The organism is Acidovorax delafieldii 2AN, from assembly GCF_000175235.1.
In the GTDB taxonomy this organism is placed as follows: domain Bacteria; phylum Pseudomonadota; class Gammaproteobacteria; order Burkholderiales; family Burkholderiaceae_C; genus Acidovorax; species Acidovorax delafieldii_B.
Genome location: NZ_ACQT01000057.1, coordinates 1 through 19,449 on the forward strand (window position 1 = coordinate 1; position 19,449 = coordinate 19,449).

Annotated in this window: 15 protein-coding genes; 12 read left to right on the forward strand and 3 right to left on the reverse strand. The window is 64.5% G+C overall.

Going from position 1 to position 19,449, the window contains the following annotated elements; translation table 11 throughout:
- Positions 1-260 precede the first annotated feature (260 nt).
- Together hemL and thiD are read right to left on the reverse strand one after the other, a co-directional pair.
- Positions 261-1,574 (reverse strand): glutamate-1-semialdehyde 2,1-aminomutase, encoded by a 1,314-nt coding sequence (hemL, locus tag ACDELDRAFT_RS09815; RefSeq protein ID WP_005796094.1) that lies wholly within the window; start codon positions 1,572-1,574, stop codon positions 261-263.
- Positions 1,558-2,505, reverse strand: coding sequence for a bifunctional hydroxymethylpyrimidine kinase/phosphomethylpyrimidine kinase (gene thiD, locus ACDELDRAFT_RS09820; RefSeq protein WP_005796096.1), 948 nt, complete (start codon positions 2,503-2,505; stop codon positions 1,558-1,560). Before thiD ends, hemL begins: the two co-directional genes overlap by 17 nt.
- 94 nt (positions 2,506-2,599) lie before the next feature.
- Between thiD and ACDELDRAFT_RS24035 the strand changes: the two genes are divergently transcribed.
- From ACDELDRAFT_RS24035 to ACDELDRAFT_RS09850, 7 genes are all read left to right on the forward strand, one after another.
- A complete protein-coding gene (locus ACDELDRAFT_RS24035) occupies positions 2,600-2,773 on the forward strand; it encodes a rubredoxin (protein WP_081470105.1) in 174 nt (57 codons plus the stop codon).
- 51 nt (positions 2,774-2,824) lie between these two features.
- Positions 2,825-3,223, forward strand: coding sequence for a response regulator (locus ACDELDRAFT_RS09825; protein ID WP_005796099.1), 399 nt, complete (start codon positions 2,825-2,827; stop codon positions 3,221-3,223).
- A complete protein-coding gene (locus ACDELDRAFT_RS09830; RefSeq protein WP_005796104.1) occupies positions 3,223-3,588 on the forward strand; it encodes a response regulator in 366 nt (121 codons plus the stop codon). Before ACDELDRAFT_RS09825 ends, ACDELDRAFT_RS09830 begins: the two co-directional genes overlap by 1 nt.
- Before the next feature lie 15 nt (positions 3,589-3,603).
- Positions 3,604-4,131 carry a chemotaxis protein CheW gene (locus tag ACDELDRAFT_RS09835; protein WP_005796106.1) on the forward strand — a complete coding sequence of 176 codons (528 nt, stop codon included), beginning with the start codon at positions 3,604-3,606 and terminating at the stop codon, positions 4,129-4,131.
- A 21-nt stretch (positions 4,132-4,152) separates the two neighbouring features.
- The gene (locus ACDELDRAFT_RS09840) at positions 4,153-6,432 is read left to right on the forward strand and encodes a methyl-accepting chemotaxis protein (RefSeq protein ID WP_005796107.1); all 2,280 of its coding nucleotides are present in this window, start codon (positions 4,153-4,155) and stop codon (positions 6,430-6,432) included.
- Between the two features lie 45 nt (positions 6,433-6,477).
- Entirely contained in the window at positions 6,478-12,606 is a 6,129-nt protein-coding gene (locus ACDELDRAFT_RS09845; RefSeq protein ID WP_005796109.1) for a hybrid sensor histidine kinase/response regulator, read from the forward strand.
- 90 nt (positions 12,607-12,696) lie between these two features.
- On the forward strand, positions 12,697-13,875 hold the full coding sequence (locus ACDELDRAFT_RS09850) for a PilT/PilU family type 4a pilus ATPase (protein ID WP_005796111.1): 1,179 nt from the start codon (positions 12,697-12,699) through the stop codon (positions 13,873-13,875).
- Here the strand turns inward: ACDELDRAFT_RS09850 and ACDELDRAFT_RS09855 are convergent.
- Complete coding sequence (locus tag ACDELDRAFT_RS09855) at positions 13,872-15,338, reverse strand: cryptochrome/photolyase family protein (RefSeq protein ID WP_005796112.1); 1,467 nt, start codon at positions 15,336-15,338, stop codon at positions 13,872-13,874. The two genes, ACDELDRAFT_RS09850 and ACDELDRAFT_RS09855, sit on opposite strands and share 4 nt — an antisense overlap.
- Before the next feature lie 21 nt (positions 15,339-15,359).
- Here ACDELDRAFT_RS09855 and ACDELDRAFT_RS09860 point away from each other — a divergent pair, with 21 nt between their 5' ends.
- From ACDELDRAFT_RS09860 to ACDELDRAFT_RS09880, 5 genes are all read left to right on the forward strand, one after another.
- The gene (locus tag ACDELDRAFT_RS09860; RefSeq protein ID WP_005796114.1) at positions 15,360-15,959 is read left to right on the forward strand and encodes a YqgE/AlgH family protein; all 600 of its coding nucleotides are present in this window, start codon (positions 15,360-15,362) and stop codon (positions 15,957-15,959) included.
- Positions 15,956-16,387: a Holliday junction resolvase RuvX gene (gene ruvX / locus ACDELDRAFT_RS09865; RefSeq protein WP_005796116.1), complete on the forward strand. Its 432-nt coding sequence runs from the start codon at positions 15,956-15,958 to the stop codon at positions 16,385-16,387. The genes ACDELDRAFT_RS09860 and ruvX overlap by 4 nt, the downstream gene beginning before the upstream one ends.
- Complete coding sequence (pyrR, locus tag ACDELDRAFT_RS09870) at positions 16,384-16,911, forward strand: bifunctional pyr operon transcriptional regulator/uracil phosphoribosyltransferase PyrR (protein ID WP_005796118.1); 528 nt, start codon at positions 16,384-16,386, stop codon at positions 16,909-16,911. The genes ruvX and pyrR overlap by 4 nt, the downstream gene beginning before the upstream one ends.
- Positions 16,912-16,913: 2 nt before the next feature.
- On the forward strand, positions 16,914-17,876 hold the full coding sequence (locus ACDELDRAFT_RS09875) for an aspartate carbamoyltransferase catalytic subunit (protein ID WP_005796120.1): 963 nt from the start codon (positions 16,914-16,916) through the stop codon (positions 17,874-17,876).
- A 274-nt stretch (positions 17,877-18,150) separates the two neighbouring features.
- Entirely contained in the window at positions 18,151-19,446 is a 1,296-nt protein-coding gene (locus tag ACDELDRAFT_RS09880) for a dihydroorotase (RefSeq protein ID WP_005796122.1), read from the forward strand.
- Positions 19,447-19,449: the final 3 nt, after the last annotated feature.

Below are 19,449 nucleotides of genomic sequence, written 5' to 3' on the forward strand. Positions count from 1 at the left end.
CGAGCTGGCGCACGAAGCCGCGGCGGCCTTCATCGGCAGCGGCGGCGTCGCGCAGGGGGTGGGGTGTCGGGCGAACGGGAGTTTTCATGGTTGTGGCGTTCCGTACAAAACCGCCAAGGCTGACAGGCGGTTGTGACGGGCTCATGAACGCGCGTCCCATGCAAAAGCCCCATGGCAACGGTGCATGTTGCCATGGGGCTTTTGGAAGCGGTTATCAGAGGGTTTCAGGCCTCTGGCGCTTGTCTGCTATGCGCTGATAGCTATGATTTTGAGAGTGTTCTGAACACTTCGCGCGCGCTCGCCACAGTGTCGGCAATGTCCTGCGCAGTGTGTGCGGCGCTCACGAAGCCGGCTTCGTAGAGCGCGGGCGCGATGTACACGCCGCGGTCGAGCAGGCCATGGAAGAGCTGGTTGAAACGCGCGCCGTCGGTCTTGAGGACCTGCGCGTAGTTCTGGGGCAACTCAGGCAACAGGAAGAAGCCGAACATGCCGCCCTCGCAATCGGCGCTGAAGGGCACGCCTTCGGCAGCGGCCGCTGCGGCCAAGCCATCGATCAGCGAGCGCGTGCTGGCCCCCAGTGCGTCGAAGAAGCCAGGCTTGCGGATTTCGCGCAGCGTGGCCAGCCCGCAGGCCGTGGCCACGGGATTGCCGGAGAGCGTTCCGGCCTGGTACACCGCACCCAGCGGGGCCAGATGCTCCATGATGGCGCGCGACGCGCCGAAAGCCGCCAGCGGCATGCCGCCGCCGATCACCTTGCCCAGCACCGTGATGTCGGGCTTGAAGCCCGGGATGCTCTTCGCGTACACGCTCTGCGCGCTTCCCAGGGCCACGCGGAAGCCGGTCATCACTTCGTCCATGACGAGCAGCGCGCCATATTCGGTGCACAACTCGCGGCAGCGGCGCATGAAAGGCACGCTGGCACGCACGAAATTCATGTTGCCGGCGATGGGTTCCATCATCAGGCAGGCCAGGTCCTTGCCATGCAGGGCAAAGGCTTCTTCGAGCTGGGCGACATTGTTGTATTCCAGTACCAGCGTGTGCTGCACCACTTCGGGTGGCACACCGGCGCTGGTGGCGTTGCCGAAGGTGGCCAGGCCCGAGCCGGCCTTGACCAGCAGTGCATCGGCATGGCCGTGGTAGCAGCCCTCGAACTTGATCAGCTTGCTGCGGCCCGTGGCGCCACGCGCGAGGCGAATCGCGCTCATGCCGGCTTCGGTGCCGGAGCTGACCAGCCGGATCATCTCCATGGAGGGCACGAGGCCCAGAATTTCTTCGGCCAGTTCGATCTCGCGCTCGGTGGGGGCGCCAAAACTGAAGCCTTCCAGTGCCGCCTTCTGCACGGCTTCGAGCACGGCCGGGTGGCCGTGGCCCAGGATCATGGGTCCCCAGGACCCGATGTAGTCGATGAAGCGCTGGTCGTTGGCGTCCCAGAAGTAGGCGCCCTGCGCGCGTTTGACGAAGCGGGGCGTGCCGCCGACGGCCTTGAAGGCGCGCACGGGCGAGTTCACGCCGCCGGGGATGAGCGCCTTGGCGCGTTCGAAGAGGGGGATGTTGAGGTCAGTGTTTGGTGTCATGGGAGGGCATCACGAAGCCTTCGATGGCCGGTGTTTCGTCAAGGGGGTCATTGTCCTCGCCCGTGTCGTCATCGGGCTGGGCCCAGAACATGCGATCGGGAAGAATGTGCCCCATGCCGGGGCGAAATCCGGCGTCCAGGCACCGGTCCAGATAGCTCAGCGCCTCGCTCGTGGCCTCGCCCAGGTCGTTGCCGGTGGCCACGAGGGCCGTGAGCGCGGCCGAAAGTGTGTCTCCAGCTCCTGCAAAGGTGGCGTCGAAGAGCTCGAATTTGCCGCTGCCCAGCACCGTCTGCGGTGACGCCAGCACGTTCTCTACGAATTGCTCGGGCAGGGGAATGCCGGTGACCAGGGTGTAGGGCACGCCCATCTCGGAAGCTGCCCGCGCGATGTCGCGTGCGGTGGGGCTGCGGTCGCTGCGCCATTCGGGAAGCAGCCAGCGCCACAGCGTACTGTGGTTTCCAACCAACACCGAAGTCTGAGGGAGCAGCAGTTCCCGGAACGCATCCAGATACTGATCGATCAGGTCGTCCTGCCACCACGAGAGGTTGGGCATGTAGGCGATGACCGGCACCTCGTCGTAATCGGTGGTGATTTCGGCGATGGCGCTGATGTTCTCGGGGCTGCCCACGAAACCCACCTTGATGGCCTGCACGGGCAGGTCTTCCAGCACCGTGCGGGCCTGCTCGGTGACGGCCTCGTCGTCGAAACTGAAGTGGTCGAAGATCTCGGCGGTATCGCGGGAATAGGCGCCGGTGACGACTGCGATCGGGTGCCCTCCGACCGAGGCAATGGTGCTGATATCGGCCGTGAGGCCGCCCGCGCCGCTGGGGTCGCTGGCGTTGAAAACCAGCACGCAGGCAGGACTGGTCTCGTCCGCGGCGTCGTCGGCCAAGCCGGATATATCAGGGGAAGAGGGAGTCTGCGATGTCATGGACCAGTTCCGGCAATAAGGGTGGCACAGAAGCTGCAGCCCGGGGAGATGACTAGATACAATCGTTGCATTCTATGTGAAGGCCCATTAAGCTGTGACCGACTCTAAAACTTGGATGTGTCTGATTTGCGGTTGGATTTACGACGAGGCCCAAGGTTCTCCAGAACACGGCATTGCCCCCAACACGCCTTGGGATCAGGTGCCCATGAATTGGACCTGTCCCGAATGCGGGGCGCGCAAAGAAGATTTCGAGATGGTTCAGATTTGAAGCGCGGCTCCTGCTGCGTTGTTTTATTTTCCCCATCAGGAGCAGTAACAATTGACTACAACTGGCGCATCTTTCAAGGTGCTCGTGGTGGATGACAGCAATACCATTCGCCGAAGTGCCGAGATTTTTCTCAAGCAGGGAGGACACGAGGTTTTGCTGGCGGACGATGGTTTCGATGCCTTGGCCAAGGTGAACGATTATCAGCCACAGCTTATTTTCTGTGACATCCTGATGCCCAAGCTGGACGGGTATCAGACCTGCGCCATCATCAAGCGCAATGCACGTTTTGCGGATACACCGGTGGTGATGCTGTCCTCCAAGGATGGCGTGTTCGACAAGGCCCGCGGGCGCATGGTCGGCTGCCAAGAATATCTCACCAAACCCTTTACCAAAGACCAATTGCTGCAGGCAGTGCAGCAATTCGGCAATTCCCAACAAGGAGCGATGTAATGCCTATTCAGAAAGTACTGGTCGTTGACGACTCGAAGACCGAGTTGATGTTTCTGACCGACTTGCTGCAGAAAAAGGGCATGCAAGTGCGAACTGCCGAGAATGCCGAAGAGGCTTTTCGTCGTTTGGCCGAAGAGAAACCCGATCTGATTTTGATGGACGTGGTGATGCCGGGACAAAACGGCTTCCAATTGACCCGTGCCATCACGCGTGATCCCCTTTATGCGGACGTGCCCATCATCATGTGCACCAGCAAGAACCAGGAAACCGATCGGGTCTGGGGAATGCGCCAGGGCGCACGCGGCTATATCACCAAACCGGTGGACCCGGCCGAGTTGCAGGCCAAGATTGACGCGCTGAACTGAGGCAGTTGCGCGTTCATGGCCAATCGCGAAGCCCTTCGAGACCTCCAAACCCGTCTTGCCAGCCGCCTGCAGGCGGCGAAGGGCGAGGGTGTGTCCGTTTCCTCCTGGCTGGCAGTCGAGGCCGCCGGGAAGTCCTACCTTTTACCGCTGGGTCAGTCGGGGGAGATTTTTCCCTGGGTGGCGGTCCAGCATGTGCCCTACACGCAGAGCTGGTTTCTGGGTGTGGCCAATCTGCGCGGCGGGCTTGTCGGCGTGGTGGATCTGGCGGGGCTGCTGGGCTCCACTGCGCCACGCAGCGAACAGACCCTGTCGGAAGCCAGTCTGCTGGCCTTCAATGCGGCGCTGGATGTGAATGCCGCTCTTCTGGTGGATCGACTGGCGGGGTTGCGGGGAACGGATGCTTTCGTATCTTCCGCGCCGCCCGCTGAAGATGCCCCTGCCTTCTTTGGCACCACGTATGTGGATTCGACCGGGGCTCGCTGGCAGGAGATCAACCTTCAGCTCCTGTCCCAAAATTCTGCTTTCCTGAGCATCAGTGCTTGAGTTTTTCTGTAAGGCTGCACCATGTCCGTCGTTAATCAATTTGGAAAACTGTTCAATCGCAAGCCCGCGGAATCGGACACGGGGCTCGGTGCCGGCGCAGCCGACGAAAGTCAGAATGCCCTGACAACGGGCGCGATCGAGGCCAGCGCCTTGCGCGACTCCTACCAAGCCGACATGAACAGTGTTCAGGGAGACCCTGGTGGTGCGGCTTCCGAAGCATCGGAGAGCGATGCCGACCTGATTTCGCTGCCGCTGTTGGGCAGCTCTACCGCGGCGGGGCATCAACGACGTCTGCTGGCGTTGCTGGCCGTGGGCGTGGTGGTGCTGGCGCTGATTGCCGGTTGGGTGCTTCAGCAGGCCGATCGCTCTGCGCAGCAGCTGGCGGCTACCGGACAGTCGCTGATGCAGTCGCAGCGGCTTGCGAAGTCGGTTTCGCAGGCGCTGGTGGGTAGTCCCCAGGCTTTTCCTGACGTGGTGGAGAGCTCTGGCGTGCTGGCCCGCAACGTGCGCGCACTGAATACCGGCGACAGCGAACTGGGCGTGCAAGCCTTGGGCGAGCAGTTCAAGCCCGACCTCGAAGGCGTCACCCCCTTGATGGAACGCGCCGAACGGAACGCCAACGTGGTCATGGGGCAGCAGAAAATTCTGACGCAGGTGGGCGATGCGCTGCGCACCATCAATCGCCAGTCGTCCGATCTGCTCGAAATTGCCGAGACGGTTTCCTCGCTGAAGTTGCAGCAGAATGCCCAGGCGGCTGAAATCTCGGCGGCTGGCCAGCTGGTGATGCTGACCCAGCGTATCGGCAAGTCAGCCAACGAGTTCCAGACCATGGAAGGCGTGAGCCCTGAAGCGGTGTTCCTGCTGGGCAAGGATTTGAACTCGTTCAAGGAAATTGCGCAGGGCCTGCTTGACGGCAGCCCCGAGTTGCGTCTGGCGGCCACCAAGGACGCGCAGACCCGCGAGCAGCTCGAAGCGCTGATCAAGCTGTACGAACAGACGCGTACCCAGGCCAGCGCCATTCTGGGCAATCTGCAGGGGCTGGTTTCTGCGCGTGAGGCGCAGTCCGCCATCATTGCCGACAGCGAGCCACTGCGTCGCCAGCTCGAAGGCCTGCAGGGCAAGCTTTCTTCGCAGACGGGTCTGGGTGCTGGGCAGTTCGCAGCACTGGCGCTTGCCGGCCTGTTCGTGCTGCTGTGCGGTATCGGAATCTCGCGCGTGCAACTGCTGGACAGCCGGGGCCGTCAGGTTGCCGCTGAAGCGCAGCAGAAGGACGCCAAGCGCCAGGAGCAAGAAGCCAAGCGCGTCAACGACGCGAACCAGGCCGCCATTTTGCGTCTGATGAACGAACTGCAGTCGGTCGCTGAAGGTGACCTGACCCAAGAAGCCACCGTGACCGAAGACATCACGGGCGCCATCGCCGACTCGGTGAACTACACAGTGGAAGAATTGCGCCAGCTGGTGGGCAGCGTGCAGAACACCGCAACCCGCGTGGCGCAGACGACGGCCCAGGTGGACTCCACTTCGACAGAACTGCTGGCCGCCTCGACCGAGCAGCTGCGCGAAATTCGCGAAACCGGCCGTTCCGTTCTGGACATGGCGACCCGAATCAACGAAGTGTCCACGCAGGCGCAAGAATCCGCCACGGTGGCCCGCCAATCGTTGCAAGCGGCCGATTCCGGCCTTCAGGCCGTGCAGAACGCCATCGGCGGTATGAACTCCATCCGCGATCAGATTCAGGACACTTCCAAGCGAATCAAGCGCCTGGGCGAATCGTCGCAGGAGATTGGTGAAATCACCGAGCTGATTTCCGACATTACCGAACAGACGAACGTGCTGGCCCTGAATGCGGCCATTCAGGCCGCTTCTGCAGGCGATGCGGGCCGGGGTTTCTCCGTGGTGGCGGAGGAAGTGCAGCGTTTGGCTGAACGCTCGGCCGATGCAACGCGGCAGATCTCCGCACTGGTGAAAGCCATTCAGACCGACACCCAAGATGCGGTGGCCGCTATGGAGCGTTCCACGCAGGGTGTGGTGGAAGGGGCACGGCTGTCCGACAGCGCCGGTACCGCACTGACAGAGATCGACCGCGTGTCGCGCCGACTGGCCGAGCTGATCGAGCAGATCTCGTCTTCGACTTCCCGGGAAGCTGTCCTGGCCAACGAAGTGGCCGACAACATCCAGCACATTTTTGCGGTGACCGAGCAGACGGGTGAGGGAACCCGCACGACGGCGCAGCAGGTGCGCGAGCTTTCGCACATGGCTGAAGAGTTGCGCCAATCGGTCGCACGGTTCAAGATCGCCTGACGCAGTCATCAACACCAGCGGCTCTTTGCAGCCGGGAACGAATTCATGTCATCTATTGATGCCAACAACGCACCGGCCGCGGAGGGACCCCAGGGAGATCTGGACCTGGGGCCTTTGGCGTGGGTGCTGGACGAGCTGCGCAAATCGCTGGATGGCGCAGTCAAGGCAATGCGCCGGTTCGTGCGGGATGCCGAACTGGCTCGCGAATCTGATCTTGCATCGCTGGACGCGGGCGCATTGCGCATTGCCCGGCAGCAATTGCACCAGGCAAGCGGAGCGCTTGAGATGGTGGGCATGGGCCCTCCGGCGCTGGTCTTGCGCGCCATGGAGTCCGCGGTCCAGAAATTCGTGCAGCGCCCCGAGCAATGCACGGACGATGCTGCCGCTGTCATCGAGCGCGCGAGCTTCGCGCTCATCGAGTACCTTGAGAACGTTCTCGGCGGCAAGGCCGTCTCTCCGGTGGCGTTGTTCCCGCAGTACCGGGATGCGCAGGCCTTGGCCGGTGCCGACCGTGTGCACCCCGCAGACCTTTGGCCTGTGGAGCGTCGTTTCCGGGAGCCCGAAGATGCTGTGGCCGCCAGCCCCCTGGCCTACGGGCCGCAGGCCCGGGCACGCCTGGATTCGGCCGTATTGAAAATCGTCAAGTCTGGAGACCTTCAGGCGGCGATGAGCATGTGCGAAACATGCCTGGGTTTCGTCGCTGCGCAGTCGGATCGGTCTGCGCGTGCCTTCTGGAAAATCTGCGCAGGCTTTTTCGAGGCCGTGGGCAGGGGACTGCTGGTTCCCGATGTCTACGTCAAGCGCGTCGCTTCCCGGGTGCTGATGCAGTACGCCACTCTGGCCAAGGGCGACACGACGATCGGCGACCGGCTGGTGCAGGATCTGCTGTTTTTCTGCTCCCAGGCCAAACCTGCCGCCGTTGGTGCCGGGGCAGCCCCTGCCTTGCAGGCCGTGCGCAAGGCGTTCGGCCTTGAGCGCTTCAAACCGGTGGACTACGAGACCGCGCGCTTTGGCCGCTTCGACCCGGCTTTGTTGGCGCAGGCACGCAAACGCATCGCGTCTGCCACCGAAACCTGGTCAGCGCTGGCGGGCGGAGACCGCAACAAGCTCAAACCCGCGGCCGATCAGTTCAGCTTGGTGTGCGATTCGCTGCGCAAGCTGCACCCCGGCAGCGAAAGCCTTGCAGAAGGCCTGACCCGGGCGCTTGATGCAACCACCCGATCCGGCGAGCCACCATCGGCCGCGCTGGCCATGGAGGTGGCGACCTCGGTTCTGTATCTGCAGGCAGCTTTCGAAGAACTCGATGCCGCAGACGAGCAGATGAAGGCGCGCGCCGAGCGCTTGGCGCAGCGGCTGGACGCGGTGCGCGAGGGCGCCGAGCCCGAGCCCCTCGAATCCTGGATGGAAGAGCTGTACCGCCGGGTCAGCGACAACCAGACCATGGGCAGCGTGGTGGACGAATTGCGTGCCACGCTGGGCGAGGCGGAAAAGGCGCTCGACCAATACTTCCGCAATCCCGAGGACACCGCGGTGCTGGCGGCCGTGCCCGGCCATCTGGCGCAGATGCGCGGTGTGCTGTCGGTGCTGGGTCTGGACCAGGCTTCCCTCGCGGTAGTGCGCATGCGCGACACCGTGGAGCGCCTACTGATCAACGAAATCCCCGAAGAAGAGCGGCAGCCCGCGTTCGAGAAGCTGGGCAACAGTTTGGGGGCCTTGGGCTTTCTGATCGACATGCTCAGCTACCAGCGCACCATGGCGCGCAAGCTGTTTGTGTTCGATGAAGAGCTGGGTGAGTTGCGCATCCTGGTGGGCAAGGCCCGCGCTCGCGCTTCCGATGATATTGCCGAGGCGCCGGCCAAGCTGGAGGAGCGCGTGGCTCCGCCGCTGCCCGACATTGTTCCGCGTTTCCCCGTCTTGGAATCAAACCCCGAGCCGGCGTCTTCAACTCTGGCGCCAGAGCCCGCAGGAACGCCTGTCGATGTAGCCGCCGCGCCTTCGGGCGCGGTGGATGCATTGCCCGATATTTCGCTGGACTTGTCACTGCCGTCCGATGCGCCTCCTGTGCCTGCCGCGCCGGCCATGGTCGCTGCGGCGAGCGCGCCCGTGGTTACCGCCGAGCGCGAGATGGACGACGAGTTGCTGGACGTGTTCCTGGAAGAGGCGCGCGAAGTGGTGGGAACGGGTCTGTCCGCTGTCCAGGCGCTGACCGACGAGCCCGCGGACTTGAGCGAGCAAACCACCCTGCGCCGCGCGTTCCACACGCTCAAGGGCAGTTCGCGCATGGTGGGCCTGAACGCTTTTGGCGAAGCCGCCTGGGCCATGGAGCAGGTGCTGAATGCTTGGTTGGCTGAGCAAAAGCCGATGCAGCCTCCGCTGCTGCAGTTGTCGTCCGAGGCATTGCAGGCCTTTGGCCGCTGGGCCGACGACATCGCTGCGGGGTCGGCCGAAGCGTGGACCTCGGATGCGTTCCGCAAGGCTGCTGATGCCATGCGCCTGGATGGAACGCTGCTGCCACTTGGGTTGTCGGCCGACAGTGCTGTATTTCCCCCGGCGGCGGAACCGGTGCCAGAGTCATTGCCCGAAATCGGGTCGCCAGTGCCGGAAGTGGCGCACGTGCCCGAAGCTGTTTCCATCCCGTTGGCCGTCGAAGAGATGCCCGTCGGTGGTCTCGCGGAAGGCGTTCCAGAAGCTGCAGTGGTCGAAGTGGCCGAGCCCTCAGCTACCGATTTCGCGGCCACGGAGATTGCCCTCGAATTCCCCGAATCTCAGGCGCCCGAGGATGTGCCGGTGGCAACGGTGTCGGAAGACATCGACTTTTCGGTGTTCTCCGATGCGTTGAGCGAAGTGGCGACCACCCCCGCAGCGGCGAGCGAGCCACTGCCGTTGGACTTGGATCTCGATTTCGATCTCGACTTGGAATTGCCCGACATGGTGCCTGCTGCTGTGGCAGTTCCGGAAAACGAGGCCAGCGCTGCGCAAGCGGTTTCGACAGACGGGCTCGCAAGTCTGGAGATGGGCTTTGCCGAGGCTGTTGTGCCACAAGCTGTGGACGAGGAAGATACAGCCGAGGCGTTGGCGCAGGTCGCTGAACCTGAAGCTGAAGCTGCGCTTGAACAGGCCCTCGTGACGGATGCTGCACCGGAAGAAGAGGTTGTGGCAGACGATGCCGTCAAGGTGATCGAAACCCTGCGGATCGGCATTCCGCTGTACAACGTCTACCTGAACGAAGCCGATGAGTGGTCGCGCCGCCTGGTGACTTGCCTGCAAGAATGGGCGCTGGAATTGCACGAGCCCCTGCCAGACGCTGCTGTGGCGCTGGCGCATTCGCTGGCGGGCAGTTCCGCCACTGTGGGCTTCACGGCGCTGTCGGAAATGGCCAGGGTTCTTGAGCATGCGCTGCAGCATGCGCAATTGCAGTCCGGTGGCACGGCAGAGCAAGCCGCAGTATTCATGGCCGCGGCCGAGGACATCCGTCGCCTGCTGCACCAGTTTGCCGCGGGCTTCCTCAAGGAGCCGAGCCCGGAAGTGTTGCAACAGCTGCGCGAGATTCTCGAGACAGAAGTAGTCAACACTCTCTCGCCGCCCGAAGACGAATTTGACGACCTGGATGCAGGCTTCGAACCCGCGCCAGTGGAACGCACCCCCGACGAGCGGATCGCGGCTGAGCCGCCCCCAGCGACGCACCCAGAAGCTGTGGGCAACGTGCCCGGTTTTGTTGCTCCGGCGCTGTCGGTGGTGGCCGACCGTGATCAACACGTCGACAACGCCATCGCCCAGGCGGTGACCGCGGGAACGGACGCTGATGACGACATCGACGCCATCGACGTTATCGACCCGGACCTGTTCCCGATTTTCGAAGAGGAAGCAGCCGAATTGCTGCCGCAACTGGGCGGTGCCTTGCGGCAGTGGGCTTCCAGGCCCGACAACCTGGGGGCTCGCAGTGAAGTGTTGCGCGCCCTGCACACGCTCAAGGGCAGTTCACGTTTGGCCGGAGCCATGCGGCTCGGGGAAATGGCCCACCGGCTGGAGTCGGCCATCGAGCAGCTCGACCCGGAGAATCTTGCGATCGACCAGATCGAGCCGCTGCTGGTCAGTTTCGATGGGCTGCAGGCCAACTTTGAAGCGCTGCGCGCCGTTGGCGGGCAAGGCGGCGCCGATGCAGTGGTGACCTTCCCTGCGTCTGCGAGCGACAGTGCTGCGGCGCAGGCTTCGGGCGGTCACGCTCTGGCCGCGCCTGTGCAACCGCCGATCTCGGCAGTGCGGCTTCCGGCTGCGTCCCAGTTGGCGCCGGTGCGCGTGGCCGCGAACCAGTCGGTGCGTGTGCGTGCGCAATTGCTTGATCGGCTGGTGAACCAGGCAGGCGAGGTGATGATCAGCCGCTCGCGGCTCGATGTGCGCCTGGGCCAATTCCGCAGTTCGCTGGCAGACCTGTCGGGTAATCTTGACCGCTTGCGCCAGCAATTGCGCGATATCGAGGTTCAGGCCGAGTCGCAGATGCAGTCGCGCCTGGCGCTGTCCAAGGACTCCGCTGCAGGTTTCGACCCTCTCGAGTTTGACCGGTTCACACGGGTGCAGGAACTCACCCGCATGATGGCGGAGTCGGTAAACGACGTGGCCACAGTGCAGCGCAATTTGCAGCGCGCCATGGAAGGCGCCGAGGATGACCTCATTGCACAGGGCCGTCAGGCACGTGAGTTGCAGCGCGATCTGCTGCGTACCCGCATGGTGGAATTCGAGGGCATCGCCGAGCGCCTGTATGCGGTGGTGCGCCAGTCTTCCAAGGAAACCGGCAAGCAGATCAAGCTGGACATCATGGGCGGGTCCATTGAAATGGACCGTGGCGTGCTGGATCGCATGACGCCGGCCTTCGAGCACTTGCTTCGCAACTGCGTTGCCCATGGCATTGAAGATCCGGAAGCGCGCGTGGCTTCTGGCAAACCAGGCACGGGCACCATCACGGTGGACCTGCGCCATGAAGGCAATGACGTGTCGGTCGAGTTCCGGGACGACGGAGCGGGGCTGAACATCGAGCGCATCCGCGCGAAGGCCGTTGCGCAAGGCCTCGTTCAACCCGATGCCGCCATCAGCGATGCCGATGCGGCCAACCTGATTTTCATGCCGGGCTTCTCGACGGCGTCCGAAGTGACTGGCCTGTCGGGGCGGGGCATCGGCATGGACGTGGTGCGTTCGGAGATCAACGCACTGGGCGGCCGCATCGAAACCTCCACCGAAACCGGCAAGGGCGCTGCTTTCCGCATGGTGCTGCCTCTGACCACGGCGGTGACGCAGGTGGTGATGCTGCGTGCGGGCGATTTGTCGTTCGGCGTGCCCGCGAACGTGGTGGAGATCGTGCGCCGCACTTCCGCAGTCGATCTTGAGGGGGCGTACCGTACCGGCGTCTTCGACGACGGTTTTGAACAATTGCCCTTCTTCTGGGCGGGTGCCCTGTTGCAAGCGTCGGCACGCAGTACGGAAGCCGCGGGCAAGACCCGGCCAGTGGTAATTTTCCGCAGTGCTTCGCAGCGCATCGCCATGCATGTGGACGAAGTGCTGGGCAACCAGGAAGTCGTGGTGAAGAACCTCGGGCCCCAGTTGTCGCGCCTGCCAGGCTTGGCCGGAATGTCTGTGCTGGCCTCGGGTGCGGTGGTGCTGATCTACAACCCGGTGGCGTTGTCCACGGTGTATGGCGATCAGGTTCGGGCGGCCAGTGCCGGCCTGCCTGCTGTCCTCGAAGCCGAAGGCGCTGGTGCCGGCAAGCCCGCTGCATCGTTGCTCTCGGGCCCCAGCCAGGTGCCGCTCGTGCTGGTTGTGGACGATTCGATCACCGTGCGCCGCGTCACGCAGCGCTTGCTGCAGCGCGAGGGCTACCGGGTGGCCCTTGCCGCCGATGGCCTGCAAGCCCTGGAGCGGCTGCAGGAAGAGCGCCCGACGGTGGTGCTGTCCGACATCGAGATGCCGCGCATGGACGGGTTCGACCTGGCGCGCAACATCCGTGCAGACGGTGCCCTGCGCGACCTGCCCATCATCATGATCACCTCGCGCATCGCTGAAAAGCACCGCGAGCATGCGATGGAACTGGGCGTGAACCACTACCTTGGCAAGCCGTATTCCGACGAGGAACTGCTCAGTCTCATCCAGCATTACGCCCGCCTGGAGGCGACCGCCGAGGCGTAAAGTGACCGCTGGTGGCCGTCGCCCTTCAAGGCCGGCCACCGGAAGAATCTCTGGCCGTGCGTGGAAACACCTGCACCAACAGGAGGTTTCATGGAATCCACAGTTGCCGCAGGGGACAGCCGCCTGTTGTCGTGCCTTGCGCTGACGGTGCGCGAAGGCGCATCGGATCTCTTTCTGCTGGCTGGCGCACCGCCTACCCTCAAGCGCCAGGGCGCATTCGTGCCGATCACCAAGGTTGCGGTGTCCGCAGAAGATGTCCGCACCATGGTGTATTCGATCATGCGCAAGGCGCAGATCGAGGAGTTCGAAGCCTCGCGTGAATGCGATTTCTCGTTCCAGACGCCAGACCAGGCGCGCTTTCGGGTGAATGTGCATCTTCAGCGGGGCAACGTGGGCGTGGTCATTCGCCATGTCACGGCCAGAATCCCCAGCCTGGACGAGCTCGGGTTGCCATCCGTGCTCAAGCAACTGGCGTTTTTGAAAGGCGGCCTGGTGCTGACAGTCGGCGCAGCGGGGTCGGGCAAGACAACCACCTTGGCGGCGATGCTTGACTACCGCAATGAGCGAACTCCGGGCCACATCCTCACGGTGGAAGACCCAATCGAGTACCTGCATGCGCACAAGAAATCGCTCGTGACGCAGCGCGAGGTGGGGCTCGACACGGCCTCCTACGACGAGGCGCTGCGCCGGGCCATGCGGGAAGCGCCCGACGTGATCATGATCGGCGAAATCCGCGACCGGGCCACCATGCAGCATGCGCTTCACTACGCAGAGTCGGGGCACCTGTGCGTGTCCACGCTGCACGCCAGCAATGCCAACCAGGCCGTGCAGCGCATCGTGAACTTCTTTCCAGAGCAGGCGCAGCGGCAACTGCTGATGGATCTGTCGATGAACCTGAAGGCGGTGGTGGCGCAGCGCCTCATCAAAGGCGTTCAGGGTTCCATGGTGCCGGCCATGGAGGTCATGCTTCTGACCCCCTTCGTGTCCGAACTCATCCAGAAGGGCGAAGTCGACGAGATCAAGACCGCCATCGCACGCAGCGGCGAGCAGGGAATGTGTACCTTTGACCAGTCGTTGTTCGAACTGTACGAGCACGGCGCCATCTCGGCCGCAGACGCGGTGGCCAACGCCGACAACCGGACTGACGTTGCGCTGCGCTTGCGCCTGGCATCCGGCGCGCCCCTGGCGGTGGATGGAATGCGCATGAGCGACCAGGAGGCGGAAGACGACTCCCACCCGTCTGACGGCCGAGGCCCCGGCAACAGCTAGGTGGTTTTGACCACGGCGTAACGCTGCAACGTGCGCTGCCGGGCGCTGTCATGGTCGACGATGGGCTGGGGATAGTGGTGCCCCAACACCACACCGGCCTCCTGCAGCTCGAGCGGGCGGGCGCGCCATGGGGCGTGCAGGGCGGCCAAAGGCAGGGCCGCCAATTGCGGCAGATAGCGGCGGATGAAACGGCCTTCGGCATCGAATTTCTCGCTCTGGCTCACCGGGTTGAAGATGCGGAAATAGGGCTGTGCATCGCATCCGCTGGAGCTGGCCCACTGCCAGCCGCCATTGTTGGCCGCCAGATCAAAATCGTTCAGGTGGGTGGCGAAATAGTGCTCGCCCCAGCGCCAGTCGATTCCCAGGTGTTTGACGAGAAAACTGGCCGCGACCATGCGCAGGCGGTTGTGCATGTAGCCCGTCTGGTTGAGTTGGGCCATGGCCGCATCCACCAACGGATAGCCCGTGCGGCCCTCGCACCATGCGGAAAACAGCGCCTGGGCCTCGTCGCCGGTTTCCCACTGGATGGCGTCATAGGCCGGTTTGAAGCTGCGCTCCACCACGTGGGGGTGGTGCGCCAGGATCTGGCAATAGAAGTCGCGCCAGATCAGCTCATTCAGCCAAGTCGTGGCGCCGGGGTTTCCCCCCTGCGCCAGCGCGTGCGCAGAACGGGCCAGCAGGCGCGGCGAGATGGTGCCGAAGCGCAGGTGCACGCTGAGGTAGCTCGGGCCTTTGATCGCGGGGTAGTCCCGGGTGTCGGCATAGCGGTGGATGCGTTGCAGGAAGTCTTCGAACAGCCGCATGGCGCCGCTGCTGCCCGTGGGAAGGCCGAGGGGCGTGTTTTGCGCAGCCTCGAAGCCCAGTGCGCCCAACGCGGGCACGGGCAGGCATTCGGGTGCGGGGCGGGGCGCCAGCCGGTGTGCATGGCGCACGACGGCGTAGCTTTGCAACTGGAAGGCGTCGATGGTGCGCAGCCAGGCGTTCTTGTAGGGCGTGAACACGCTATAGGGCGTGCCCGCCTGCGTGAGCACCTCGTCGCGCTCAAGCAGCGTATGGTCCTTGAAGGTATGAAAGGCAATGCCCGTCTGCGCCAGGCGCGTGCGCACCAGGCTGTCTCTGGACAGTGCCTGGGGTTCGTCGTCATGGTTGGCGTACACGGCCTGCGCTTGCAGCGCCTGCGCCAGTTCCGGCACGGCGTCGGTAGCCAGGGCGTGGCGCACGATGAGCCCCCCTGCGGGGTGGCTGGCAAGGGTGCGCAGTGCGGCATCCAGCTCCACCAGGGCTTCGCGGATGAAGGCCACCCGGCGGTCGGCGCGGGGCAGGGCATCGAGAATCGCGCGGTCAAATACAAAGACGCAATGCACTTTCCGGCACTGGGTGAGTGCGTGGTAGAGGGCTGCATGGTCGCAGGCGCGCAGGTCGCGGCGAAACCAGACGAGGCCGGTGGCGTAAGTGGACTCCATGTTCACCGTTAAAATTGACCAATGTCTTTCGATTCTGCGCCCATCAACCTGACGCATCATTTCCTGATCGCCATGCCCGGTCTCGAAGATGAGTCTTTCGCGCGCAGTGTGGTGTATCTGTGCGAGCACAGCGAGCGCGGCGCGCTGGGGCTCATCATCAACAAGCCCTCCGATATCACGCTCAAGGGGCTTTTCGACAAGGTGGATCTCTCGCTGCGCCGCGAAGACCTGCGCTCGGAACCGGTGTTCCAGGGCGGCCCGGTGCAGACGGAACGTGGCTTCGTGCTGCACGAGCCGATGCTGGCGAACAGCGCGGACACCGACGAGTCGGCCTACGCCTCCACCATGACCATCCCTGGAGGGCTGGAGATGACCACGTCCAAGGACGTCCTCGAGGCCCTGTCCACCGGCGCGGGGCCCCGCCGGGTGCTGATCACGCTGGGGTATTCGTCCTGGGGCGAGGGGCAGCTCGAGTCCGAGCTGGCCGAAAACGCCTGGCTCACGGTGGGTGCAGACTTGTCCGTGATCTTCGACACGCCCGTGCCCCAGCGGTACGACAGGGCGCTGGGCTTGCTGGGATTGCAGGCCTGGATGCTGTCTCCCGAGGCGGGGCACGCATGACCGGCTTGCCCGCTCAGCCGCCCAAGCCGCCAGCCGTTCCTGCGCATTTTCAGACCTTTCTTGCCTTTGACTTTGGCCTCAAGCGCACGGGCGTGGCCACGGGCTCGCGGCTGCTCAAGAGCGCCACGCCTCAGCCCACCATCAAGGCCGAAGGGGACGCCCGTTTTGCGCAGGTGGCGCAGCGCATCAAGGAATGGCAGCCCGACGCCCTGGTGATCGGCGTGCCCTACCACCCCGACGGGGCCAGCCACGAGAACACCGAGCGTGCGCTCAAGTTCGGCCGCCAGCTGCGCGGGCGCTTTGGCCTGCAGGTGTTCGAGGTGGACGAGCGCTACAGCACCACCGAGGCCATTGCCAGTGGCGCCAAGGACGCCGACGCGGCTTCGGCCTGCATCATCCTGGAACAGTTTTTGAGGAATCTTCCATGAGCAACCCTTCCCACCCAGCGGCCAGCGTAGGGGCTTTGGCCCTTGACGCAGAGGCGCTGTACCGCGAGCTGCTGCGCGGCGTGCGCAGCATGCTCACGCCCACCACCCGCCTGGCGGGCATCGCCTCGGGCGGCGCCTGGCTGGCCGAGCGCTTGCAGAAGGACCTGGGCTTCGAAGGGCCGGCCGGCGTGCTCTCATCGGTAATGCACCGCGACGACTTCGCCCAGCGCGGCCTGTCGGCCGGCGCGCAGACCGCGCTGCCGTTCGATGTGAACGGCGCCGATGTGCTGGTGCTCGACGACGTGCTCTACACCGGCCGCACCATCCGCGCCGTGCTCAACGAACTGTTCGACTATGGCCGTCCCGCCAGCGTGCGCCTGGCTGTGCTGGTGGACCGCGGTGGGCGCGAACTGCCCGTTCAGGCCGACTTTGCCGCTGCGCGCGTGGCCCTGCCTGCCGCCCAGTCGCTGGCCCTGGCACGTGACGACAGCGGCACCTTCCAATTCCAAGTCAAAGAGGCCTGACCGTGCTGCACAAGCGCAACCCCCAACTCAACGGCAACGGCGAACTCATCCACCTGCTGTCCATCGAAGGCCTGCCGCGCGACATCGTCACGCACATCCTCGACACGGCCACCAACTTCGTTTCGGTGAATGACCGCGAAGTGAAAAAGGTGCCCCTCTTGCGCGGCAAGAGCGTGTTCAACCTGTTCTTCGAGAACAGCACGCGCACACGCACCACCTTCGAAATCGCGGCCAAGCGCCTGTCGGCCGACGTGCTCAACCTCGACATCGCGCGCAGCTCGGCCAGCAAGGGCGAGTCGCTGCTCGACACCATTGCCAACCTGAGCGCGATGGCCGCCGACCTGTTCGTGGTGCGGCACAGCGAATCGGGCGCGCCGTACCTCATCGCCCAGCACGTGGCGCCGCATGTGCACGTGATCAATGCGGGCGATGGCCGGCATGCCCACCCCACGCAGGGGCTGCTGGACATGTACACCATCCGGCACTACAAGAAGGATTTTTCCAACCTCACCGTGGCCATCGTGGGCGACGTGCTGCACTCGCGCGTGGCGCGCTCCGATATCCACGGCCTGACCACGCTGGGCTGCGCCGAGGTGCGCGTGGTGGGCCCGCGCACGCTGGTGCCCAGCGATATGGCGCAGATGGGCGTGCGCGTGTGCCACACGCTCGAAGAAGGCATCAAGGACGCCGACGTGGTCATCACGCTGCGCCTGCAGAACGAGCGCATGAGCGGCGCGCTGCTGCCCTCCAGCCAAGAGTATTTCAAGAGCTTTGGTCTCACGCCCGAGAAGTTGCAGCTGGCCAAGCCCGATGCCATCGTGATGCACCCCGGCCCTATCAACCGGGGCGTGGAGATCGACTCCGCCGTGGTCGATGGCCCGCAGGCCGTGATCCTTCCACAGGTCACCTTCGGCATCGCGGTGCGCATGGCCGTGATGTCCATCGTGGCCGGGAACGAGGCGTGACCCCCTTGAACCGTGTGCCAAGGAGGCCGTGCGGAGGCCCCGGCCCCTTCAGCCTGTTCAGGCCCGCGCAGGCAGGCTTGGGGCCGCAGGCGCGCAGTTCTCATGGGAGGACGCGACCCACGGCCCGGCGACGCCGGTTCCACGGTGGCCCTCGCATGGAGGCTGCCGCTGCGCAGACTCTGGTGGGTAGAGAGGTTCACGATATGGTTGCTATGTGTTTTATAGCTGCTGGCGCTTATGTATCAAGCGCAAGCGGCCTATTAGGCTTGAAATCATGAAGATACTGATCCAGAACGGCCGTGTGATCGACCCTGCCAGCGGATTCGACCAGACCTGTGACATCGCCCTGGCTGCCGGGCGCATCGTGGGCATCAACCGGGTGCCTGCGGATTTCGCCCCCAGCCGCGTGGTCGAAGCCGCAGGCTGCATCGTGCTGCCCGGCCTCGTGGACCTGGCGGCGCGCCTGCGCGAGCCCGGCTACGAGCACGAAGGCATGCTTGAATCCGAAATGGCGGCTGCGGTGGCTGGCGGCGTGACCAGCCTGGTCTGCCCGCCCGACACCGACCCCGTGCTCGACGAGCCGGGCCTGGTCGAGATGCTCAAGTTCCGTGCCGAGAAGCTGCACCAGTCGCGCCTGTTCCCGCTGGGGGCGCTCACGCACGGCCTGGCCGGCGAGGTGCTCACCGAGATGGCCGAGCTGACGGAATCGGGCTGCGTGGGCTTTGGCCAGGCCGAGGTGCCGCTGGCCAGCACCCAGGTGCTGCAGCGCGCCCTGCAATATGCAGCCACCTTTGGCTACACGGTGTGGCTGCGCCCGCAAGAGCTGCACCTGGGCAAGGGCGTGGCCGCCAGCGGCCCGCTGGCCACGCGCCTGGGCCTCTCGGGTGTGCCCGTGGCGGCCGAGACGATTGCGCTGCACACGATCTTCGAGTTGCTCAAGACCACCGGCGCCCGCGTGCACCTGTGCCGGCTCAGCAGTGCCGCCGGGGTCGATCTGGTGCGCCGCGCCAAGGCCGATGGCCTCAAGGTGACCTGTGATGTCAGCATCAACTCGCTGCACCTCACCGATGTGGACATCGGTTTCTTTGACAGCCGCGCCCGCCTCACCCCCCCGCTGCGCCAGCAGCGCGACCGTGACGCGCTGCATGCCGCGCTGGCCGACGGCACCATCGATGCGCTGGTGTCCGACCACACCCCCGTCGACGAAGATGCCAAGACCCTGCCTTTCGCCGAGGCCGAACCGGGTGCCACCGGGCTGGAACTGCTGCTGAGCCTGGCCCTCAAGTGGTCGCGCGACAGCGGCGTGCCTTTGCAGCGCGCGCTGGCCACCGTGACGTCCGAGCCCGCACGCGTGCTGGGCAATGCGCTGGGCACGCTGCAGGCCAGCGTGGGCCAGTTGGTCGAAGGCGGAGTGGGCGACCTGTGCATCCTCGACCCGCAAGCCGCCTGGACGGTGCAGGACGCCACCTTGCACAGCCAGGGCAAGCACACGCCCTTCTCGGGCTACGAACTGCCAGGCCAGGTGCGCATGACGCTGGTGGGCGGGCACGTGGCTTTCGAGCGCGGCTGAGCC

Excerpts from the sequence above, each read along its gene's own strand:
- ACDELDRAFT_RS09855 (WP_005796112.1), bottom strand. The coding sequence starts at position 15,338 with ATGGAGTCCACTTACGCCACCGGCCTCGTCTGGTTTCGCCGCGACCTG.
- ACDELDRAFT_RS09840 (WP_005796107.1), top strand. The coding sequence starts at position 4,153 with ATGTCCGTCGTTAATCAATTTGGAAAACTGTTCAATCGCAAGCCCGCG.
- thiD (WP_005796096.1), bottom strand. The coding sequence starts at position 2,505 with ATGACATCGCAGACTCCCTCTTCCCCTGATATATCCGGCTTGGCCGAC.
- hemL (WP_005796094.1), bottom strand. The coding sequence starts at position 1,574 with ATGACACCAAACACTGACCTCAACATCCCCCTCTTCGAACGCGCCAAG.
- ACDELDRAFT_RS09845 (WP_005796109.1), top strand. The coding sequence starts at position 6,478 with ATGTCATCTATTGATGCCAACAACGCACCGGCCGCGGAGGGACCCCAG.
- ACDELDRAFT_RS09835 (WP_005796106.1), top strand. The coding sequence starts at position 3,604 with ATGGCCAATCGCGAAGCCCTTCGAGACCTCCAAACCCGTCTTGCCAGC.
- ACDELDRAFT_RS09830 (WP_005796104.1), top strand. The coding sequence starts at position 3,223 with ATGCCTATTCAGAAAGTACTGGTCGTTGACGACTCGAAGACCGAGTTG.
- ruvX (WP_005796116.1), top strand. The coding sequence starts at position 15,956 with ATGACCGGCTTGCCCGCTCAGCCGCCCAAGCCGCCAGCCGTTCCTGCG.
- pyrR (WP_005796118.1), top strand. The coding sequence starts at position 16,384 with ATGAGCAACCCTTCCCACCCAGCGGCCAGCGTAGGGGCTTTGGCCCTT.
- ACDELDRAFT_RS09880 (WP_005796122.1), top strand. The coding sequence starts at position 18,151 with ATGAAGATACTGATCCAGAACGGCCGTGTGATCGACCCTGCCAGCGGA.
- ACDELDRAFT_RS09850 (WP_005796111.1), top strand. The coding sequence starts at position 12,697 with ATGGAATCCACAGTTGCCGCAGGGGACAGCCGCCTGTTGTCGTGCCTT.
- ACDELDRAFT_RS09860 (WP_005796114.1), top strand. The coding sequence starts at position 15,360 with ATGTCTTTCGATTCTGCGCCCATCAACCTGACGCATCATTTCCTGATC.